Here is a 21,000-nt window from a genome sequence, read left to right on the forward strand (position 1 = left end):
GCCCGGTACAATACCGGACTCACTTTTATCAAGCTGCCTAATCAAATAACCGTGTCTAACTTTTAGGGGTCACTTCAATTTAAGGTGTTCTTTTTTGGTTTTTCTGTAAAGTTATTGTAAATGATAAGTACAATATATTATATATATTATATAATTTAAATGTATTAAATTACGAATACTAAGAGGTGTTGTAGATAATAATTACTTTTAATTTTTAAAAGAGTCGGTTTGATAATGTTTTATGTAGATAGTTTTTACTTTTCTTTTAAATACTTTGTTTAAATGGATTAGATTAAGTAACTTTTGTTCTAGCTTTTTGATAATCAAGACAACTGAAGAAAGGAAAGAATCATTTTATGAAAAAATTAAGGTTGTTAACATTTGAAAATATAGTAGAACCTCTTTTAAATGAAAAGGTATCATTTATATACTTTCCTATTGAATGGCTGGACATCGTAGAGATACATTATAAGACGTTTTTATTAACGAGTAAGTTGAAACGTTTGAATGAAAGACTGTATGATATGTTTTCTGATATATTGTTTATTCAGCATAATCCGTATGTATTAAATGAAAATACACCATGGATTGTATCAAAAGAACCTATTAAACAAGAGCAGCTCAATTATATTTTTCAAAGTTGGTATGAGATTATTCATGATTGGAAACCAAATAAATTAGTAGAGCCACCAAAATATGAATGGCAATCCGATTTGATTTCTAATTTGCCAGTACTACATGATAATGAAACGTATTCTAAGTGGGTGCCCGCTTTAATCTCACATATTTTTTGTGAGCGTCCTATATATTTAGAAAATACAAATGCAGAAGAAATCTATTTTTCTCCTCTTAGATCACAAAATATTTGTGAGGCGATGTCAGGGCCAATAAAAGATGAAAAAACACAAGATTTTTTCTCCTATGTATATCGATTCGAATGCATAACTCGTGGTGGTGAGAACGCTCCATTATTAAATATTTCAATAGGGATTCGGAGATTTTATCAAGAATATAATCATCCAGATATTCCTTTACTTTTCAGACGAAAACGAGGGATGATATTGATTTCTACCCCAGAGTTTGCATCAAATAATAAAAAAATACGGTTTGTAAAACTAAAAATGCAACAAGCTACAACCGGCATGAAATGGATTAAGATATTTAGAAATTTAAAAGATGATTTTCAAATAGGTGGAGATTTGGATTTAGACCATATTCTCCAATATCCGAAAGATTATATTGTCGGGGAAAATAAAAGGGTGTTATTTCCATACAATGAAAGAATATATAAAGTCCAAGGTACTAAAATAGAACCAGGTATAAAAGTAAAGGAAAGAGAGTATTTATTTAAAGAATTCCAGCGTAAATTCTCTTATTTCACAATACTTCCAGAATGTAAAAAGGTAGCAACAAATAACAAAAATGAATTATTTCCTTTATTTGCACCAAAAGGATTAGAGACATTAACATTAGAAGTTTGGTCTGAAAATATAGCGCTGGAAATAGAACAAGCATTACTTGATAGCGAAATTGTTTTGACTAAAATTGGTGAAAATTCTTATGTATTGAATACAGATTTCCCAGTATTATTAAAGATTGTGAGATACAATATTGAAAAGGTGTTACAAAATCCATATAAAATGCAATATTGTCAAAAATATAAAACAAATCTTGTAGATGATGTTACGAAAGCTGTCTATGCTACCGCGGGTGAGCGCAGTGATGCGACATTAGCATTAATCGCAATGAAAAATTGTGATGGACGCGAAAAAATTGATCCAAAACAAATCATTAGAGAGGGATTTGCACGAACAAATCGTATTTCAACATTTATTAATTTATTTATAGGCCAAAGTGTATCTCGTAAAACAATTGTAAATAGTGTTTTTAGTCTATTAGAACAAAAAGGATTTTTGAAGCGTAGTTGGAATAAGATAAATTTACCTTGTACATATGTTAATTTATCAATTGAACGAATATCGAAATTTGATTTCTTACCTATTCTTTCAAAAATAAAAGGAAAAGAAATTTTATATAAATTATATGGGAATACAGAGTGGCAAAAGATTGATTACGTATTATTAAATATAAATAAACATAATGCATTTTTATCACAACCATCAAAGAGAAATGATATGGGGGCTCTTTTTAAACAATATGTTTTCGAAACATTAATGGAAATTGTACAATATGCAAAAGAACAAAATGAACAAGTTTACTTCATTGTAGATGCAAATTTGAGAAAATATTGGATAAAAGAGTTACAAAATAAAGAAATTAATACAGATATTTTACCTGATATTGTTCCAGAGGTATTAAAGGTTCCCAACTTAAATATTATTAGAATAAATACAGGTTTTGATGTACCAAGCTACGGTGTAATAGAATGTGATGATGCTCTAGATAGAATAGGCTTATATGCAGATCAAAAAGGGATGTATTATAGCACTGGTGAATATTCACTTAATTGTAGTGAAGTTTTTCAGCGATATATAATTGAAATTCTACCATTAGGTGTAAAACCTGTAGAAAGGGATTATATCGCTAAAATGATACATTACATGTGCTGTAATTCTAGTATGCTTTCGAAAAAGAATGTACACATGACATATTCCGTACATATGGAAAAAGTAATAAAGAGTTATATTACTGACATAGATGCAAGAGAATTTAAAGAATTTGATGATGAATTGGATGTAGATGTAGTAAAAGTAGAAAAGAAAGATTCAATTATTCTACTTTAAATACTAGTAAACAAATCCTGCTCGTTATATCGATCAGGATTTGTCATTTTTTTATGCAAATAAGGATATCATTTGTCAAGTATCTTTTCGTTTACATATTTACTTTATGTGCAGACAGGATTAATATGTTTTTTAGAAATACAAAAACTATACCAAATGGAAAAGCGATTTTTATTAATTGAAAAAATTTGAAAGGAATGGGGAATGGTGAAGAAATTAGATGTGCTCTTAATGCTACTGAGCGTCCTCTTTCCAATTGCAGGACTTACAAAGCAAATCCCTCTAGAACAATCTGTATATATTGGAGGGCTTTTATTTTTTACTAGTTTCGGTAGTTATTTTGCTAAAAAGATGTATTCACGTATATGCAGCTGGATAGCGTATGCGCCATTTATAACATTACTGTTAGTTATTTGGCATCAGGATATTACAACAAGCTCAATCATAGCAAATGCGAAAATTGCTGCATGTGTCGCGTTAATTCCATGTTTATTTCGTTTTCGTACATATGGACTTACTTTGGGATTATTCTCATTATGGGCCGCTTTACTATGGGATATAAAAGAAGTACAGTCGTTAGTCATACTTGAACGCATGACGAGTTTAATGACAAGCCATTATGTATATATATTACTATTAATTGGAGGACTTGTATTAGGAGGATTACTTGCGATGTTCATTCACCGCAAAGAGAAAGATAATAATAAAGAAAATATAAATCTACTTGGACCAAAAAAGAAACGCAAAAGATTATCATTTAAGATTCGTCTTCCGAGATTACCGAAATTAAAGATGAAACTATTTAAGTTTGGTGGGAAAGAATCTAAAAGTAAAATTCCAGAAAAGATACATGAGCATAAGTACGAAGAACCAGTTGCAACATATAAAATGACAGAGAAAATAGATCCATACAAAGAAAATGAAGTTCAAGGTCAAACAAGGATGGAACGCCGAAGAAATAGGTTTAATGCATAATGAAGTTTAATAACCCCGTAATGACTTATCTTAATATTGATAAATCATTACGGTTTTTTTATGTAATTAAATAAAGGTTGCTAATGAGGGGGGGGATAGCATATTTTATAGGTGAGAAGTTAAATAAAATAAGGGGAGGATAAAATGCTTATCATTACATATATATCTGCTTGTATATTATTCTTAGTTAGCTTTTTACATGTATATTGGGGTTTCGGAGGTAATTGGGGGACAAATAGTGTTATACCAACTAAATCAGGGGAAAAGGCGTTTACACCTCGTGCCGGAATGACATTGTTCATTGCATTATTATTAAGTATGGCAGCGATAATTTTGTTGCAACAAGCAAATATTGTTCATTTTGCAGTTCCTAATGTTATTATTCAAGTCGGTTCCTGGATTTGTATGATCGTCTTTTCTATTAGAGTAATTGGTGAGTTTAATTATTTTGGTATCTTTAAACGACAAAAAGATACGCACTTCGCTAGAATGGATACTGGTTTATATATTCCACTTTGTGCATTTTTATCTTTATCTTTCTTATTAGTAATAATTTTGTGAGTAAATAATAGTAGTTTCTTTTCTCAAAATATATGTAAACGTGAGAAATCCAAGAGTAAATAAAAAAAGGGTGTAAGCGCCTTCTTGTCGAAATGTAAATTATTATGAAAGGCGGTGACACTATGAAGTATGTAAAAGTTAGTATGAATGGTGGAAGTGAACACAAATTTTCAATGACTTTAGATCGGTTTGAAGAACTTATTACTACAGAGAATGGGATATTAGAAAATAAATTAGTATGTATTGAAAATGTAATGATTAATCCTACTAATATATCTTCTGTAGTTGAAAAAATTGGTGTACCGGCTAAGTTTATGGAAGCTTAAAATCGTTAGATAAAAAACATCCCCAATGGATGTTTTTTAATTTATAAATATGAAATTGTATAGTGAATATTTGAGTAGATTTTTTTAGCAATGACTATGCATATATTATGTAGTAGGACAAGATCTTCGTGTCCTACTTAATACTCAGAAAAAACTTCTAATCACATAAGAGCATCCAATTGCAGGGTGCTCTTATTTTTGTAAAAATTTACTGCAAGGCTTATTTTATAGTAGGATGCAAGAATAAAGGGCTATTTTTAAATAATGTTCTTTAGCCTTTAATTTTAAATTTATCTTTAACATTAGTAAATATTAAAAATAATATGATAGCAGAAATTAAGTTAGATAAGTAGAAATCTTGATGAAACAGTAGTTCGAAGATGACATAGAAAGTAACGAATAAGGCGATAACAGGTAGTATGCAAATAAATATAAATCTCCAATTTTTTAAGTAATGTCTATAATTAGTAAGTACTTTCTCCATAAATGTAGCTCCTATATTTTTGTTTTTATATAATTATACATTTAGATACAAGGATTTTCAAAGTAAAAATATTTAGCAATTCAAAAATATAAGGAAAGTATTTGTTGAAAATCCAGATTGCTCTAGCAATCTGGATTTGACTTTAAAGAACTATACTAAAATGATACACTATAATCTACGTTATTTTTGAAATGAATAGAGGGATTTGTGTGATAGATAAAATTAAAAATGCTGTAGAGGATATGTACGAGGATGAGGTTAAAGATTTACTTCAAAGTATTCTCATACAGTTAAACTTATTAGAAGAAAACTATAGTGAAGATACAATTAAAAATTTGATGGATATTCCGAAACAATTAACGAGTAATCCTACTTATAAAAGAAATGTAAAAGAAAGTACGCACGTACATATTGCTTTTGATGATTCAACGGCTGGTTGCTTAACATATATGTTAAGTCAAGAAGAATTATCTGAAGAGAGTGTTGTTGCTTTTTCTGAATTCTTTTCAATTGGACCGATATATAAGTTGCATACGAATGGGGGGCAACTAGCAAGACAGAAGTGGTTAATAAATAATTTAACTGCTTATGATAGTTATTTTGAAGAAGAATATTTATCAAGATTTATAGCAACTATAGAAGAACTACATACTATTCCTGTTGAAACGCCTATTACAATTTGGAAGGCTGATAATGCACATGAACATGTAGGCCTAAGTTTTGTAATGGCACAATTAAAGGATAAGAAAAACATTCGAGTTATTAATACATCTGAAGCAAGTCGAGAAATATTAAAACAAGAGTATGATATTCGTGGAACTGGAGAATTACCACCTGAAAGTTTAGCTCTATTCCAAAAAAGTTTTGCAAAGTTACCTTATTTAACTGAAGAGAAGCGAATGAAGTTTGAACATGAATGGGATAGAATATCGGGAAGCGTAGAATGTTTAAGAGTGTGGAAAGAAAATGAAGTATATTCTGTACAAGAAGATTATTTTGATCAATTTATAATTGAATGCGCGAAAAGTGTGGGTGCTGATCGAGAATTCCTCAAAGCTCCTAGAGTAATTGGTGAAGCACTTGGTCTTGTTGAACAATTGGTTGGAGATACTTTCTTAGAATATCGCTTGAAACAATTAATTAAACAAGAAGTATTTGAATTTGAAGGTTCGTTAGATGAAATGCGTTTTTATAGTGTGAAGTTAAGGAAATAATAAACACCTTCTATTTTTGAAAGGCTCGTATTTTTAATAATACGAGCTTTTTAAGTTGAATTTGGGCTATAACATAAGCTTCCCAGAGAGGGCATATCACATATAAATGTTAAAGGTAATGAATGAAAAGTAGGTGATTTGTTAATATGTATAACCAACAAAATTATCCATATGATCAAGCGATGTATTATAATCCACAAAACTACGGGTATGAATCTGTAGATGAAGCGAGAGATATGGAACAAGAAGATTACAGACCAGATGATGCGGAAGATGCTCCAACGTCACCACCGCCGTCGCAAGCTCCGTCGTTACCGTCTACCTTTGCGTCTCCATCTCAAGCGGGCAATATGAAATCATGGATGTGTAATTGTCTAGGAAGATGGGGCTATTTACGTTTACATCGTCCTGGTCCTTTCGGAAGGGACTTATGGTTCTTTCCGACTGAAGTGAGAAGAAACGGAGTATCAGGTTACACTTGGCAAGGTGGTCGTCGTCGTAAAGTAAGTTATCGCTATCAACAAATTAGTAATTTTATGTGCTTCGCATAAAGAGTAGTGGGAGAGTGAAACGATTTTACTCTCTCACTTTTTTATTTTTCAATATACGAAGTAAGATTTTGGTTAAAAATTTACAATTTTCACGTTTTTATTAGAGTATAATGCATATGTTGGGTTGGTTTTCAAAAACAAATGAGAGTGAGGGAATACAATGTCAATGAAAAACAAGGTTGGACTAAAAATAGAGGAGGGCATTAATTTAGCTTCAGCTCAATTTAAAGAAGATGCGTATGAAATTTATAAAGAATCTAGAAAAATGCAACCTATCTTATTTGTGAATAAAACTGAACTAGGTGCGGAATGGCTTATCACAAGATATGAAGATGCTTTGCCACTTTTAAAAGATAGTCGCTTAAAAAAAGATCCAGCCAATGTATTTTCTCAAGATACATTGAATGTGTTTCTTACTGTTGACAATAGTGATTATTTAACTACTCATATGTTAAATTCAGATCCACCTAACCATAATCGTTTACGATCACTCGTACAAAAAGCTTTTACACCGAAGATGATCACGCAATTGGAAGGAAGAATACAGGATATTGCAGGTGATTTGTTAAATGAAGTCGAGCGAAAGGGTTCATTAAATCTTGTTGATGATTATTCGTTCCCTTTACCGATTATTGTAATAAGTGAAATGCTTGGCATTCCAAAAGAAGATCAAGCGAAATTTAGAATTTGGTCTCATGCTGTCATTGCTTACCCAGAAACACCAGAAGAAATAAAAGAAACTGAAAAGCAACTATCTGAGTTTATTACATATCTTCAATATTTAGTTGATATTAAACGAAAAGAGCCAAAAGAAGACTTGGTGAGTGCTTTAATACTTGCAGAGAGTGAAGGGCATAAACTTAGCGCTCGGGAACTATATTCAATGATAATGTTACTAATTGTGGCGGGACACGAGACAACGGTAAATTTAATAACAAATACGGTATTAGCGCTCCTCGAAAATCCAGATCAATTACAGTTATTAAAAGAAAATCCAAAATTAATTGATGCCGCTATTGAGGAAGGACTACGATATTATTCTCCAGTTGAGGTTACAACTTCAAGATGGGCAGATGAACCTTTTCAAATTCACGACCAAACAATCGAAAAAGGAGATATGGTTGTCATTGCCTTAGCTTCTGCAAACCGTGATGAAACTGTATTTGAAAACCCAGAAGTATTCGATATTACTCGGGAAAATAATCGTCATATTGCCTTTGGTCATGGGAGCCATTTCTGCTTAGGCGCTCCACTTGCTAGGTTGGAAGCAAAGATTGCTATTACTACTTTGTTTAATCGAATGCCTGAACTACAAATAAAAGGGAATCGTGAAGAAATTAAATGGCAAGGTAACTATTTAATGCGTTCTTTAGAGGAATTGCCTTTAACTTTCTAGAATAGTAAAAGGAGACATGCATACATCGAAAATGATTTACATAGAGTATGTATGTGTTATTTAAATTCGAAACGGAAGGGTGAAGACATCCCAATGATCAACTAATTCTATTTGTAAGAGATCTTCGTTAAAAAACGAAATATTCTTCTGAATAGGGTTAGTCTGTACATTTATAGAAAAGGGATGTATTTCGCTCTGCGAATATATAGTCTTTTTATATGATTTGTGCTGCCTCCTGTTCAGAACATGAAATAGGAGGCTTTTTTATGTCGACAAATGTAGTAACGAAACAAAACAATGGGGTATCACAAGTATTAAAAAATCGGTTTGTTCAAGGGATTTTAGCATCAGCATTATTTTTACAAATAGGAATATGGGTTCGAAACTTTGCGGTATTACTATATGTAATGGAAATGACAAAAGGTGATGCTTTTGCTATTTCGATGATTTCAGTTGCTGAATTCGCTCCAATTTTTATTTTTTCATTTATTGGCGGTACTTTTGCTGATAGGTGGAAGCCAAAGAAGACAATGATATGGTGTGAGACGTTAAGTTCCATTTCAGTATTCGCTGTATTAATTACGCTTATGTTTGGAACGTGGAAAATTGTGTTTTTTGTGACACTCATCTCTGCAATCCTTTCACAGTTTTCACAACCATCTGGAATGAAGTTGTTTAAACAACATTTATCAACGGAACAAATTCAATTAGCAATGTCTATATATCAAACGATATTTGCAATATTTATGGTATTAGGACCAATCCTAGGGACATTTATCTTTCATAGTTTTGGAATTTATATTTCAATCATCATAACAGGCATCTCGTTTGTACTTGCGGCAGTTGTATTGTTATTTCTTCCGAAAGATCTTGAAAACGACGTAGAAAAGAAAGATATCACTCTGTTGCAGGAGATGAAGGACGGTATTAAGTATGTCAAAAAGAAAAAAGCATTAACTTTGCTGGGGCTTTGTTTTATGGCTGCAGGACTAGGTATAGGATTAATTCAGCCATTAGGTATATTTATTGTGACTGAGCAGTTAGGATTATCAAAAGAGAGTTTACAGTGGCTACTAACAGTAAATGGTGCGGGAATGATTGTTGGCGGGGCATTAGCGATGGTATTTGCGAAAAACGTTGCTCCGCAAAAGATGTTAATTATCGGTATGCTTGGTCAAGCAATTGGTATTAGCATTATAGGGTATTCTACAAATTTATGGGTTACACTTACAGCGCAGCTTTTTAGTGGTTTAGCTCTTCCTTGTATCCAAATTGGTATTAATACGCTTATTATTCAAAATAGCGATACCGATTTTATAGGTCGTGTAAATGGTATTTTAAGTCCACTATTTACCGGTTCAATGGTAGTAACGATGAGTATAGCTGGCTCATTAAAAGAGATGTTTTCATTAAGTATGATGTATGAAGGGACGGCTTTACTTTTTATAATTGGATTATTGTTTATTATACCTATATACAATTTAAAGCCAGTAATAGCGATAGAAAGTGAAATAAGTGGTAAAGGAAGTGCTGTACAGAATGAATCCTAATCCAAATATTAAATACCCTATTGAAGGAAATCAAAACGTTCAATTTATAAAAAATACAATAACAAAATCTAATATACTTGTTGGTGACTATTCTTATTATGATGCGAAAGATGGAGAAAAATTTGAAAATCGAGTATTACATCATTATGAATTTCTTGGAGATCGCCTTATTATTGGAAAGTTTTGTTGTATTGCATCTGGAGTTAACTTTATTATGAACGGAGCCAATCATCGGATGGATGGATTTTCGGCATATCCATTTAATATATTTGGAAATGGGTGGGAGAAGTATACACCTAGTTTGTCTGATTTACCTTACAAAGGTGATACAGTTATAGGAAATGACGTTTGGATTGGTATGGATACAACAATTATGCCCGGAATAAAAATAGGGGATGGTGCAATCATTGCAGCTAAATCTGTTGTGACTAGAGACGTCGCACCATATACAATTGTTGGTGGAAACCCTGCAAATAAAATAAAAGAGAGATTTTCAAATGAAACAATTCAAGAATTATTGCAAATTCAATGGTGGCATTTTGACATTGAAAAAATAACTGAAAATATAGATGTGATTGTACGAGGAGATATTGAATCATTAAGAAAACTAAAAAGGGAATAAAAAATGCATGACAAAGAGTATCATACCTCCGAATTTTGTTAATGATAATAGAACAAGGAGGTGTGATACTATGGCACAAGACGTTTTATGTGAAGTAAACAACTGTAAATTTTGGGCGAATGGTAATAAATGTAGTGCAGAGGCAATTTACGTAGTAAGTCATAAAGGTAAACATGCATCTACAACGGAAGAAACAGATTGCAAAACTTTCGATCCAGAAGTGTAAATTGTTTAAGGGTAGCCAAATCGTGGTTGCCCTTTTATTAATTATAGTATTGATAATAAATATCATTTTCATTCATTGTTTTTAAATTTTCTTGTTATTTTTTCATATTTTTTTCATAAGTGATGTAATCCAAGTCAACTCATGTTCAATTCGTGATTTACTAAATTCAATGACTTCAGTAATAAAAGATGAGGTAACCTCTAGAGACTGAATAGCAGTAAGCTGATTATGTAGTACGTTTTGGCGTATAGTTAAAATCTCTTTTCTAGCCTCATAGTCAAGTTTTTCAAATAGTGCGATACGAACAAGGAATTCTGCATTGTTTGTCGCAAGTTTTTCGGGAAAATCTCGTAACATTTCAGAAAAAATTTCTTCTCCTGTTTCTGTTATATCGTACATATTTCGGTTTGGTTTTCCGACTTGTTTATGTATTTTTTTCGTTATAGCACCCATATTTTCAAAGCGCCGAAGGGCAGGGTAAAGCATGTTGTGATTTAATTCAAAATTCTCACCTAAACGATTTTGAACATTTTTTTTGATTTCATATCCATGTTTTGGTCCTGTCGTTAATTCTGCTAGTAGTAAAATGTCAACGTACATAAAAATCCCCCTTATATATTTCTCAAGTCCTCTAATGAAAAATCTCCTTTAGTATATGTTAAAATAACATATGATAGTTTATACAACTTTGAACTGCCGACCTATCACTTTTATTGTAAAAGAAAAGGGAGGAAAGAACTATGGCTTCACCTGAAAATGTTATTTTAGTTCATGAAATTTCAAAGCTGAAAACAAAAGAAGAATTATGGAATCCATATGAATGGTATCGTTTGATGAGGGATAATCACCCAGTTCATTATGATGAAGAGCAGGATGTATGGAATGTTTTTTTATATGATGATGTAAATCGTGTTTTATCAGATTATCGCTTATTTTCAAGTAGAAGGGAGCGCAGACAATTCTCAATCCCTCCATTAGAAACTAGAATAAATATAAACTCTACAGATCCACCAGAACATCGCAATGCACGTTCCATTGTTTCTAAGGCATTTACTCCAAGAAGTCTAGAACAGTGGAAACCTCGAATACAGGCTATCGCAGATGAACTTGTACAGCATATCGAAAAATATAGTGAAGTTAATATCGTTGAACAGTTTGCTGCCCCTTTACCTGTTACCGTTATTTCTGATTTATTAGGAGTCCCAACAACAGATCGTAAAAAAATTAAAGAATGGTCTGATATTTTATTTATGCCGTATAGTAAAGAAAAGTTTAATGATCTGGATGCTGAGAAAGGGATAGCATTAAATGAATTCAAGGCATATCTTCTACCGATCGTTCAGGAAAAGAGATATCATTTAACTGATGATATCATTTCCGATTTAATTCGAGCTGAATATGAAGGAGAAAGATTAACCGATGAAGAAATTGTAACCTTTTCATTAGGTTTACTAGCGGCTGGGAATGAAACCACTACAAATTTAATTATTAATAGCTTTTATTGCTTTTTAGTAGATTCACCTGGAATTTATGAAGATTTAAGAAAAAACCCTAGCTTAATTTCAAAAGCGATTGAGGAAGTATTACGCTATCGCTTTCCTGTTACATTGGCCCGGAGGATTACAGAGGATACAAATATATTTGGCCCTTTAATGAAAAAGGATCAGATGATTGTTGCGTGGGTTAGTGCAGCGAATTTAGATGAGAAAAAATTTTCACACCCCTCTCAATTTAATGTACATCGAATAGGAAATGAAAAGCATTTAACCTTTGGGAAAGGTCCTCACTTTTGCTTAGGAGCACCACTTGCACGTTTAGAAGCTGAGATTGCATTAACTACCTTTATAAATGCTTTTGAAAAAATAGAGCTATCTCCATCTTTCTGTTTAGAAAAATGTATATTGGAAAATGAACAAACATTAAAATACTTACCTATTCGATTGAAAGCCAAATAAAAATCTCAACAAGGTGCATACATTTGCATCTTGTTTTTTGTTTCTCAATTGTGAGTTTCAGGTAATTACCTTAATATGGAGTTGTATAAAACGTAGAGGAGGATTCCTATGTTGACTTGTAATGGAAGTAAATCATTTCAAAAGTTTATTAAAGGTGTTACAGATCTTATGGAAAACGGTTTATTTGAAGAAGAAATAGTGTGTGGCATTGAAAAGTTACTAGAAGAACTTTTAGAAAAGAAAACATGGCTTCCGTTAGATAAACAGAAGGCGAATTCGACTCAATATGCACGACATTTATTGTATGAGGATCCGCTCAAACGTTTTGAAGTACTAGCTCTCGTATGGAAAGATGGACAATCTACACCTTTACATGATCATGACGGCACATGGGGGGTAGAAGGCGTCTTTTCAGGAAGGATAATGGTGCAGAACTTTATACAAACGAAACAACTTGGAAATTCACTTGTTTATTTAACACATACAGGAAATCTATATTTGGGAGAAGGAGAAACCGATAAAGTCATTCCACCTGCGGATTGTCATATTCTTGAAATTAGCAAAAAGGAAAGCGTTATCACAATTCATATCTATGGAAAACGGTTAGAAAAGTTTAAAGTATATATCCCAACTGAAGAAAAAAATGTGTACATGTGTGAGACAAAATACATTAGTTATAATTCATAGTTTGAAATCCAAAGCTTTTTAAAAAGAAAAGCTTTGGATTTTATTTTTAATTATTTCTTGACCTGAAACGCTTTTCATAAATTATAAATAAGAAGTACCTCACGAGGATTGTATGAAAACGATACCTAATAATTAATTAGAACTCGTGTATTTATAGAAAGTGGTGAAGAAATAATGAAATTAATCGCAATTGATTTAGATGGAACTCTTCTTTCGGGGAATAAAATGATTAGTAAAGAAAATGCAGAAGCAATTCGAACATGTCAAGAAGCTGGCCATGTTGTAGCAATTTGTACTGGACGTTCTATTGTTGATATTGAACGATTATTGTTAGAAGTTGATTTAGAGTGTCCAATCATTGCGGAAAATGGTGCGCTTATATATAAAGATAAGAAAATGATGAAGAGATATCCAATTCAAAATATGCAGGCACTTGAAATTGTGGAATATCTTGAAGAGAATGGTTTATATTATCAGCTTTATACTGATAAAGGTGTGTATGTACCGGATTATGGAGTAGAGAGTGTACGTAATGAAATTGAGTATGTGAAGAATTCAAAAGAAAATTTCGACTTGAAAGAGTTAAAAACAATCGCAGCATTATATCTTGAGCATACAGCGTTTCATAGTGCGGAAAGTTGTAAGCCAATTGTAGAAACAGATATACATGTGCATAAACTATTACCATTTTCTTATGATATTGAGAAATTAAAAAAACTAAAAGAAACATTTATTCATAATACAGATTTAGCAATTACATCTTCATATTGGCACAATTTAGAGATTAATCATAGAGATGCTCAAAAAGGGAATGGATTATATACTTTAGCAGAATATCTTAATATTCCAGTTGAAAACACTGTAGCGATAGGTGATGGGCTAAACGACGTTTCTATGATGGAAAAAGCGAACATATCAATTGCGATGGGTAATGCAGTTGAAGAAATAAAAACAATCTGTAAATACGAAACGTTATCAAATGAAGAACATGGTGTGGCACATGCTTTATATAAATATGTAATGTAATTAAAAAAGAAAAAAGAATCCAAAGGGATTCTTTTTTCTTTTTTATTAGGGGTAAGGTATTCTATGAGATTCATAGAAGCCTTATTACATTTCATTATATAGAATATATTGGAATAAATGTTTATATTTTTCATGAAATTTGTGAATATTTTATGAATTTTATACTTGTTGCATTTTTATACCGTTATTAGTGACGCGTATGACCCTCAAGGAAAAATTCAGTGAATGTAAGGAGGAATGAACGAAATATCTACTAATTAAAGGTATATTCAGTATATACATTCTTTTCTTATTTTAATTGAAAAATAAAATTTGTGCGAATAATTATTCTACAGCTATATACCTACACTAGCTTTCTTCGTATAATGGAGAAGTATGAATTTTAGATTTGTATTAATTTTACATATTGAGGTGAAAAAGGAATGAATTCGCGGCTAATGGAACTTATTGATGTGAGTACAATAGAAACCATGGCAGAACAATTTTATAAATTAACTAACATATCACATCAACTTCTTGATGCTGAAAAAGAGTGTATTTTTTCATTCGGAATGAATGAGATAATTAAGAGTAAACTTCCAAAGATTGAAATCCCCATTTTCTTATACAATCAACATTTAGGATCTTTTGTTGTATGGTCCAAAAAAAGCGAAATTTTCAGTTGTCAAAAATACTTTGAAATGCTCTCAAGTTTAATTTTAGATGGCGCAATAAAAGTAATTCAAAGTAAAAAAACAACGTTGCTTTCTCAGAAAGAGGAGGAACTACATACGATTTTACAAAACATGCCTGTTATGGTCGATGCGCTTGATTATAATGGAGATTTTGTTTTGTGGAACCGAGAATGTGAAATTGTAACAGGTTATACCGCTGAAGAAATAATTGGAAATCCAAATGCACTTCAATTATTATATCCTGATCATAGTTATCGCCAGCAAATACAAAAGAAATTTTTAACTTGTGGAAAAAATTTCAGAGATTGGGAAATGCACTTAACATGTAAAAATGGTGAAATCAAAACAATAATGTGGTCTAATATATCAGAACAGTTTCCTGTAACAGGATATAGTTATTGGGCTGTTGGTGTAGATATTACACATTTAAAAGCGATAGAAGAGCAGTTAAAACAACAAACATCTGAACTGGAATTAATATTTAAAGCTTTACCAGATTTATGTTTCTTAACAGAAGATGATGGCACAATTATAGATTACAAAGCAGGATCTCCTACAAAGTTTTACGTACCCGCAGAAGCTTTTATGGGAAAAAAGTTTTACGAAGTATTACCATCTTCAGTAGTACAGCAGTTTCAGGAAGCCATTAATCAAGTGAAGGAAAAAGGAACGAATGTAATTGTAGAATATCCACTCACACTTAATGGAAGTATTGATTTCTTTGAAGCTAGGTGCTTACCATTATTACATGATAAAATTATGATTATTGTACGTGACATTACAGAGCGAAAAAAGACAGAAGAATTGCTAAACAAATCAGATACGCTTGCAGCAATTGGTCAATTAGCAGCTGGGGTAGCTCATGAAGTAAGAAATCCCTTAACTGTAATTAAAGGTTTTATACAGTTATTCCAAATTAATAAAGAAGATCAAGAAAGATATTTTGATCTTATGCTTTCTGAAATTGAAAGGATAGAAGCGATCCTGCAAGAATTTTTGTCAATTGCTAAAACAGATGAGATAAATACAGAAAAGAAAAATATTTATCAAATTTTTAAAAATGTCGTATCGTTAATGAATACAAAAGCAATTATGACAAATATTCAAGTTGAACTATTTACGGATGACAAAGATATAATTATTGAATGCTCGGAAAATCAATTGAAACAAGTATTTATTAATATTTTGCAAAATTCAATCGAAGCTATGCCAAATGGTGGGGAAATTTCAATTCACATAAAAGAAATAAATGATGATGGTGTCATCATTCATGTAATAGATGAAGGAATAGGAATACCTGAAGAAAGAATTAAGAGATTAGGTGAACCTTTTTATAGTACGAAAGAAAAAGGGACTGGTATTGGATTAATGTTAAGTTATAAAATTATTGAAAGTCATCAAGGGACAATTAGTATCATGAGCGAGGTTGGTGTCGGGACAACAGTAACAATTTACTTACCGAAAGTACAAAGTAAACAATCTTTTTCTAATTGTGACGATAAATGTATAGCAATACGCACTAGTAGTAATTCTTAAATCAATTAATACCCAATAACAAAGCGATTAGTGAAAGCTAATCTTTTTGTTATTGGGTATTTTTTATATTTAATTTAGTAAACTTTATCTTTTCTTTACATTTGTTTTAATTTCTATTAAGTTTTAAACATTATATTAATATTTGTACAAAGCAATGTATAAAAATTGTACATTACTTTTAATATAGAAAAGTGATTATTATTTGGAATATTGTAAGGAGGAGATTATGACAAGGTGAAAAAACAAGAGAAGAAGAGTGGTAGAGTAGTACCTCTCCGGTTAAATATTTTATTCCTTTGTGTTTTTTTATTATTTTCTGGCATCATTATTCAGTTAGGAAAAGTGCAAATCTTTGATGGAGAAACATATAAAAATGAAGTAGAGAAGAGAGAAAATACAACCGTGGGCCTTTCTGTACCACGTGGGAAAATATTTGATCGTGAAGGAAATCCAGTAGTTGATAATAAATCTTTACGTACGATTACATATACAAAGGTGAAAGGTGTAAAACAAGAAGAAATATTAAAATCAGCAAGACAACTTGCAGACATTATTGAAATGCCGCAAGAAGATATAGATAAGTTAACTGAGACTGATAAGAAAGACTTTTGGATGCAATTAAATCCAGAACTTACTCAAGACTTAGTATCAAAAAAAGAAATAGATAAGTTCCGAGATAAGGATATTACCGGAAAAGAGCTAGACAAAAAAATAGAAGATTTAAAAAGGAAGCGCGTTACAGATAAAAATCTTCAAGAACTAACGGCTAAAGATATAGAAGTGTTAGCTATTAAAAGTAAAATGACCTCAGGTTTTCAGATGGCACCTCAAATTATTAAAAAGGACGTTAGTGAACAGGAATATGCGGTGATTAGTGAAAATTTAGCGAAACTTCCAGGGGTAGACGCATCAGTTGATTGGGAGAGAATCTATGTAAATGATGGTCTATTTCGTTCCGTTCTTGGTAACGTTTCAAATGCTGATGAAGGATTGCCACGTGAAAGATTAGATTATTATTTAGTGCGTGATTATAGCCGAAATGATAGGGTCGGCAAAAGTTATATCGAACAGCAATACGAAGATGTACTTCATGGTACGAAAAAAGAAGTAAGAAGCATTGCTGATAAACAAGGCAATACAATGAGAACGGAAACGGTTTCGGAAGGAAAAAGCGGTAAAAATTTAACTTTAACCATAGATATGGAATTGCAAAAAAAAGTAGAGGAGAGTATAGAAAAAATATTAAAACAATATAAAGGATCAGAATCAATGTTAGACCGTGCTTTCGTAGTGATGATGAATCCTAAAAATGGCCAAGTATTATCAATGGCTGGGAAAAGGCTTGTAGAAAAAGATGGGAAAATGGAAGTAGAAGATTATGCTTTAGGCACGCTGACAAGTTCATATGAGCTTGGATCAACGGTTAAAGGTGCGACAGTGTTAACAGGGTTTGAAACAAATGCAATAACTCCTGGAACACATTTTTATGATGCACCTATGAAGTTTAAAGGAACTAAGGAAAAGAAGTCTTGGAAAAATTTTGGTGATATAGACGATCTAAGAGCGTTACAAGTTTCTTCAAACGTTTATATGTTTAATATAGCATTAAAAATTGCTGGTGTGGATTATGTGAAAAATAGTTCACTAGATATTAAACAAGAATATTTTGATAAAATGAGATATTATTTCAGGCAATTTGGACTAGGCGTACAAACTGGTATTGATTTACCGAATGAAACTGCAGGACAAATTGGAAGAAAAGATAATCAGCCTGGTTTCTTATTAGATTATTCTATTGGACAATATGATACATATACACCACTTCAGCTTGCACAATATATTTCGACTATCGCAAATGGAGGGTATCGAATGAAACCACAAATTGTTCAAGAGATTAGAGAACAAACCGTTCAAAAAGATGAGGTTGGTAAAGTAGTACAATCAATAGAACCCGTTGTTTTAAATAGAATCGATATGAAACAAGAATATATTAATCAAGTAAAAGAAGGATTTAGAAAAGTATTTCAAGAAGGAGATGGAACGGGAGTAAGAGCGTTCCAAAAAGCACCATATAAACCAGCTGGTAAAACAGGGACCGCACAAACTGTATATGGTGGAGAAAATGAAATTGGGCGAAATGCGAAAGGCGATCGTAGAGAATGTTATAACTTAACATTAGCTGGATATGCGCCATATGATGATCCAGAAGTAGCATTTTCTGTTGTAGTACCATGGGTTGAAAATGATAAATCGGGCATTAACTCCGATATTGGAAAAGAAGTTTTAGATGCTTATTTTGATTTGAAAAATAAGCGATTAACTGGTGAAGCGCCAAAAACAGATGCCTCTAAAGAGAATTAAAATGGACGAAACGTCTCTAGCATTCATGTGAACTAGAGGCGTTTTTATCTGGGAATAGATTAGAAATGAGGTATATATGAAGCCGTTTATTCTAAAATATTGGAGGAACATATGTAGCTACATCTTAATTATAATAGGGGTTATTTTTATTAATAAGTCATTTTTATTTTGTATGGTAGAAGGAATTTTAATGCAACCTACTTTGAATGAAAAAGATTATATACTTGTTAATAAGGTAAACGTCTGTTTATCGTCTTTTCATCATGGAGATGTTGTCATTATAAAAAAAGAAGACGAGCCTACTTACTATGTGAAACGAATTATTGGATTATCGGGGGATAACATACAACTAAAAGAGGGTGAGGTATTTATTAACGGTAAAAAGCGTGATGAATCGTATATACATTTAGATATGTCACAAGTATCCAATCGTTTTTCAAATTTGAGAGAAATAAAAGTTCCTACGCATAAATTATTTGTGTTAGGTGATAATCGTAATCATAGTAAAGATAGTAGGAATACACTTGGACTTATTGATGAGTCAAATATAATAGGTAAAGTAGAAATGGTATTTTATCCATTTGATCATATAAAATGGATAAAATAATTCTATTAACTATTCACGTTTTATAAAATAAATCATATATTGATAGCATAGGACAAGCAGAGAAGCTTGTTCTAACCTCACAGAACACTCCTTATCACGGTTAGGCATCTACATAGGTAGATGCTTTTTTTATGTTGATGACTGAAAATTATTTATCAACATAATGTAGCAAGCATTTTAGGACTATTAGGGGACGATTACATGTACAAATAACAGTATGCTTTAATTAAAACAGTGAAATGTAAGGAGTGAGGAATAAGTGCTAAATATTTTAGTAGTTAATTTTCCAGCAGAGGGACATGTAAACCCTACATTAAATTTAGTGAAAGCCTTTACTGAACGAGGGGATAACGTACATTATATTACAACTGCAAACTTTAAAGATAGGATTGAAGATTTAGGAGCTACTGTACATACACATCCGGATCTATTAAAGGAGATTTCTATTGATGCTGAAACCTCATCTGGGTTAAATGCTTTCTTTCATGTGCATGTTCAAACTTCTTTATATATATTAGAAATTACGAAACAATTAAGTGAAAGCATAAATTTTGATTTCGTAATTTATGATATATTTGGTGCGGGAGAGTTAGTAAAGGAGTATTTACAAGTTCCAGGTGTAGTGTCCTCGCCTATATTTTTAATTCCTTCAGAGTTTTTGAAGACATTACCTTTTCATCCAAATGCAGATATACCATTCCAACCAGAGGAGATCTCTGAAAAATTACTAAACCAGATGGAACATGAATTTGGAGTAAAACCAAAGAATAATCTTCAATTTATGAATAATAAGGGTGATGTTTGTCTCGTATACACAAGTCGTTATTTCCAACCTAATAGCGAATCGTTCGGAGAAAATAACATTTTTATTGGACCGAGTATTTCAAAGCGTAAAACAAATATAAAGTTTCCACTGGAATCACTTAAAGAGAAGAAAGTTATTTATATTTCAATGGGAACACTGCTTGAAGGACTCGAACCATTCTTTAATACTTGTATTGATACTTTTTCAGATTTTGATGGGATAGTTGTAATGGCAATTGGTGATAGAAATGATATTTCTAAAATTAAGAAAGCACCAGATAATTTTATAATTGCTCCATACGTACCTCAATCAGAAATATTAAATGAAGCGGATATTTTTATTACACATGGCGGCATGAATAGCGTACACGATGCCATTCATTATAATGTCCCATTTGTAATAATACCGCATGATAAAGATCAGCCTATGATAGCGCAAAGATTAACTGAACTGGAAGCAGCGCGTAGACTATTGAAAGAACATGTTAATGTGCACACTTTAAAAGAGGCTGTAACAGATGTTCTTTCAAACGAAAAGTATAAGCATGGTATACGAAAACTTAATGATAGCTTTTTAGAATGTGGTGGTTCAAAAGAAGTAATTGCAGTTATTGAATCTCTTTTAAATAAAGTGAAACTTTAATCGTTGGGGGTTTTACTGCCCGTAAATAGCGGGGGAAATAGTCGTAACTATATACAAG

The 21,000-nt window shown here is 31.8% G+C and carries 19 protein-coding genes; 17 read left to right on the top strand and 2 right to left on the bottom strand.

Annotation, left to right across the window (positions count from 1 at the left end):
- Positions 1–356 precede the first annotated feature (356 nt).
- From DOS87_RS14015 to DOS87_RS14030, 4 genes are all read left to right on the top strand, one after another.
- A complete protein-coding gene (locus DOS87_RS14015) occupies positions 357–2,744 on the top strand; it encodes an RNaseH domain-containing protein (protein ID WP_081143677.1) in 2,388 nt (795 codons plus the stop codon).
- Positions 2,745–2,951: 207 nt separating this feature from the next.
- Positions 2,952–3,719: a DUF3959 family protein gene (locus DOS87_RS14020; RefSeq protein WP_014894749.1), complete on the top strand. Its 768-nt coding sequence runs from the start codon at positions 2,952–2,954 to the stop codon at positions 3,717–3,719.
- Between the two features lie 144 nt (positions 3,720–3,863).
- Complete coding sequence (locus DOS87_RS14025; RefSeq protein WP_000905578.1) at positions 3,864–4,280, top strand: DUF3995 domain-containing protein; 417 nt, start codon at positions 3,864–3,866, stop codon at positions 4,278–4,280.
- A gap of 122 nt (positions 4,281–4,402) precedes the next feature.
- The gene (locus DOS87_RS14030) at positions 4,403–4,606 is read left to right on the top strand and encodes a hypothetical protein (RefSeq protein ID WP_000878369.1); all 204 of its coding nucleotides are present in this window, start codon (positions 4,403–4,405) and stop codon (positions 4,604–4,606) included.
- A gap of 271 nt (positions 4,607–4,877) precedes the next feature.
- On the opposite strand, the gene DOS87_RS14035 is transcribed toward DOS87_RS14030, so the two are convergent.
- The gene (locus tag DOS87_RS14035) at positions 4,878–5,090 is read right to left on the bottom strand and encodes a hypothetical protein (RefSeq protein WP_000416836.1); all 213 of its coding nucleotides are present in this window, start codon (positions 5,088–5,090) and stop codon (positions 4,878–4,880) included.
- Between the two features lie 209 nt (positions 5,091–5,299).
- Here DOS87_RS14035 and DOS87_RS14040 point away from each other — a divergent pair, with 209 nt between their 5' ends.
- The 6 genes from DOS87_RS14040 to DOS87_RS14065 all read left to right on the top strand — a co-directional run bounded on the left by DOS87_RS14040 (position 5,300) and on the right by DOS87_RS14065 (position 10,649).
- Positions 5,300–6,304 (top strand): DUF1835 domain-containing protein, encoded by a 1,005-nt coding sequence (locus DOS87_RS14040; RefSeq protein WP_000565700.1) that lies wholly within the window; start codon positions 5,300–5,302, stop codon positions 6,302–6,304.
- Positions 6,305–6,450: 146 nt separating this feature from the next.
- Entirely contained in the window at positions 6,451–6,855 is a 405-nt protein-coding gene (locus tag DOS87_RS14045) for a hypothetical protein (protein WP_000282691.1), read from the top strand.
- Positions 6,856–7,015: 160 nt separating this feature from the next.
- Entirely contained in the window at positions 7,016–8,251 is a 1,236-nt protein-coding gene (cypA, locus tag DOS87_RS14050) for a cytochrome P450 (protein WP_000062094.1), read from the top strand.
- Positions 8,252–8,517: 266 nt separating this feature from the next.
- A complete protein-coding gene (locus DOS87_RS14055) occupies positions 8,518–9,801 on the top strand; it encodes an MFS transporter (RefSeq protein ID WP_000106404.1) in 1,284 nt (427 codons plus the stop codon).
- Entirely contained in the window at positions 9,791–10,423 is a 633-nt protein-coding gene (locus DOS87_RS14060) for a Vat family streptogramin A O-acetyltransferase (protein WP_098577825.1), read from the top strand. The genes DOS87_RS14055 and DOS87_RS14060 overlap by 11 nt, the downstream gene beginning before the upstream one ends.
- A 70-nt stretch (positions 10,424–10,493) precedes the next feature.
- Complete coding sequence (locus DOS87_RS14065) at positions 10,494–10,649, top strand: DUF1540 domain-containing protein (protein WP_000046095.1); 156 nt, start codon at positions 10,494–10,496, stop codon at positions 10,647–10,649.
- 102 nt (positions 10,650–10,751) lie between these two features.
- Here the strand turns inward: DOS87_RS14065 and DOS87_RS14070 are convergent, their stop codons facing one another.
- Entirely contained in the window at positions 10,752–11,249 is a 498-nt protein-coding gene (locus DOS87_RS14070; protein WP_000289119.1) for a PadR family transcriptional regulator, read from the bottom strand.
- 140 nt (positions 11,250–11,389) lie between these two features.
- On the opposite strand from DOS87_RS14070, the gene DOS87_RS14075 reads away from it, so the two are divergent.
- The 7 genes from DOS87_RS14075 (at position 11,390) to DOS87_RS14105 (ending at position 20,942) form a co-directional block, all read left to right on the top strand.
- On the top strand, positions 11,390–12,604 hold the full coding sequence (locus DOS87_RS14075) for a cytochrome P450 (RefSeq protein ID WP_017763211.1): 1,215 nt from the start codon (positions 11,390–11,392) through the stop codon (positions 12,602–12,604).
- A gap of 108 nt (positions 12,605–12,712) precedes the next feature.
- The gene (locus DOS87_RS14080; RefSeq protein ID WP_000954440.1) at positions 12,713–13,291 is read left to right on the top strand and encodes a cysteine dioxygenase family protein; all 579 of its coding nucleotides are present in this window, start codon (positions 12,713–12,715) and stop codon (positions 13,289–13,291) included.
- A 174-nt stretch (positions 13,292–13,465) separates the two neighbouring features.
- Positions 13,466–14,317 carry a Cof-type HAD-IIB family hydrolase gene (locus DOS87_RS14085; RefSeq protein ID WP_000766389.1) on the top strand — a complete coding sequence of 284 codons (852 nt, stop codon included), beginning with the start codon at positions 13,466–13,468 and terminating at the stop codon, positions 14,315–14,317.
- Between the two features lie 422 nt (positions 14,318–14,739).
- Positions 14,740–16,527 (top strand): PAS domain-containing sensor histidine kinase, encoded by a 1,788-nt coding sequence (locus DOS87_RS14090; protein ID WP_001088546.1) that lies wholly within the window; start codon positions 14,740–14,742, stop codon positions 16,525–16,527.
- A 234-nt stretch (positions 16,528–16,761) separates the two neighbouring features.
- Positions 16,762–18,888 (top strand): peptidoglycan D,D-transpeptidase FtsI family protein, encoded by a 2,127-nt coding sequence (locus DOS87_RS14095; RefSeq protein WP_000743784.1) that lies wholly within the window; start codon positions 16,762–16,764, stop codon positions 18,886–18,888.
- 76 nt (positions 18,889–18,964) lie between these two features.
- Positions 18,965–19,495 carry a signal peptidase I gene (gene lepB, locus DOS87_RS14100; RefSeq protein ID WP_208730368.1) on the top strand — a complete coding sequence of 177 codons (531 nt, stop codon included), beginning with the start codon at positions 18,965–18,967 and terminating at the stop codon, positions 19,493–19,495.
- 259 nt (positions 19,496–19,754) lie between these two features.
- Positions 19,755–20,942, top strand: a complete 1,188-nt coding sequence (locus DOS87_RS14105; RefSeq protein WP_000932150.1) for a macrolide family glycosyltransferase — start codon at positions 19,755–19,757, stop codon at positions 20,940–20,942.
- The last annotated feature ends 58 nt before the right edge of the window (positions 20,943–21,000 follow it).

The organism is Bacillus sp. CR71 (assembly GCF_003429245.1).
Taxonomy (GTDB): domain Bacteria; phylum Bacillota; class Bacilli; order Bacillales; family Bacillaceae_G; genus Bacillus_A; species Bacillus_A thuringiensis_S.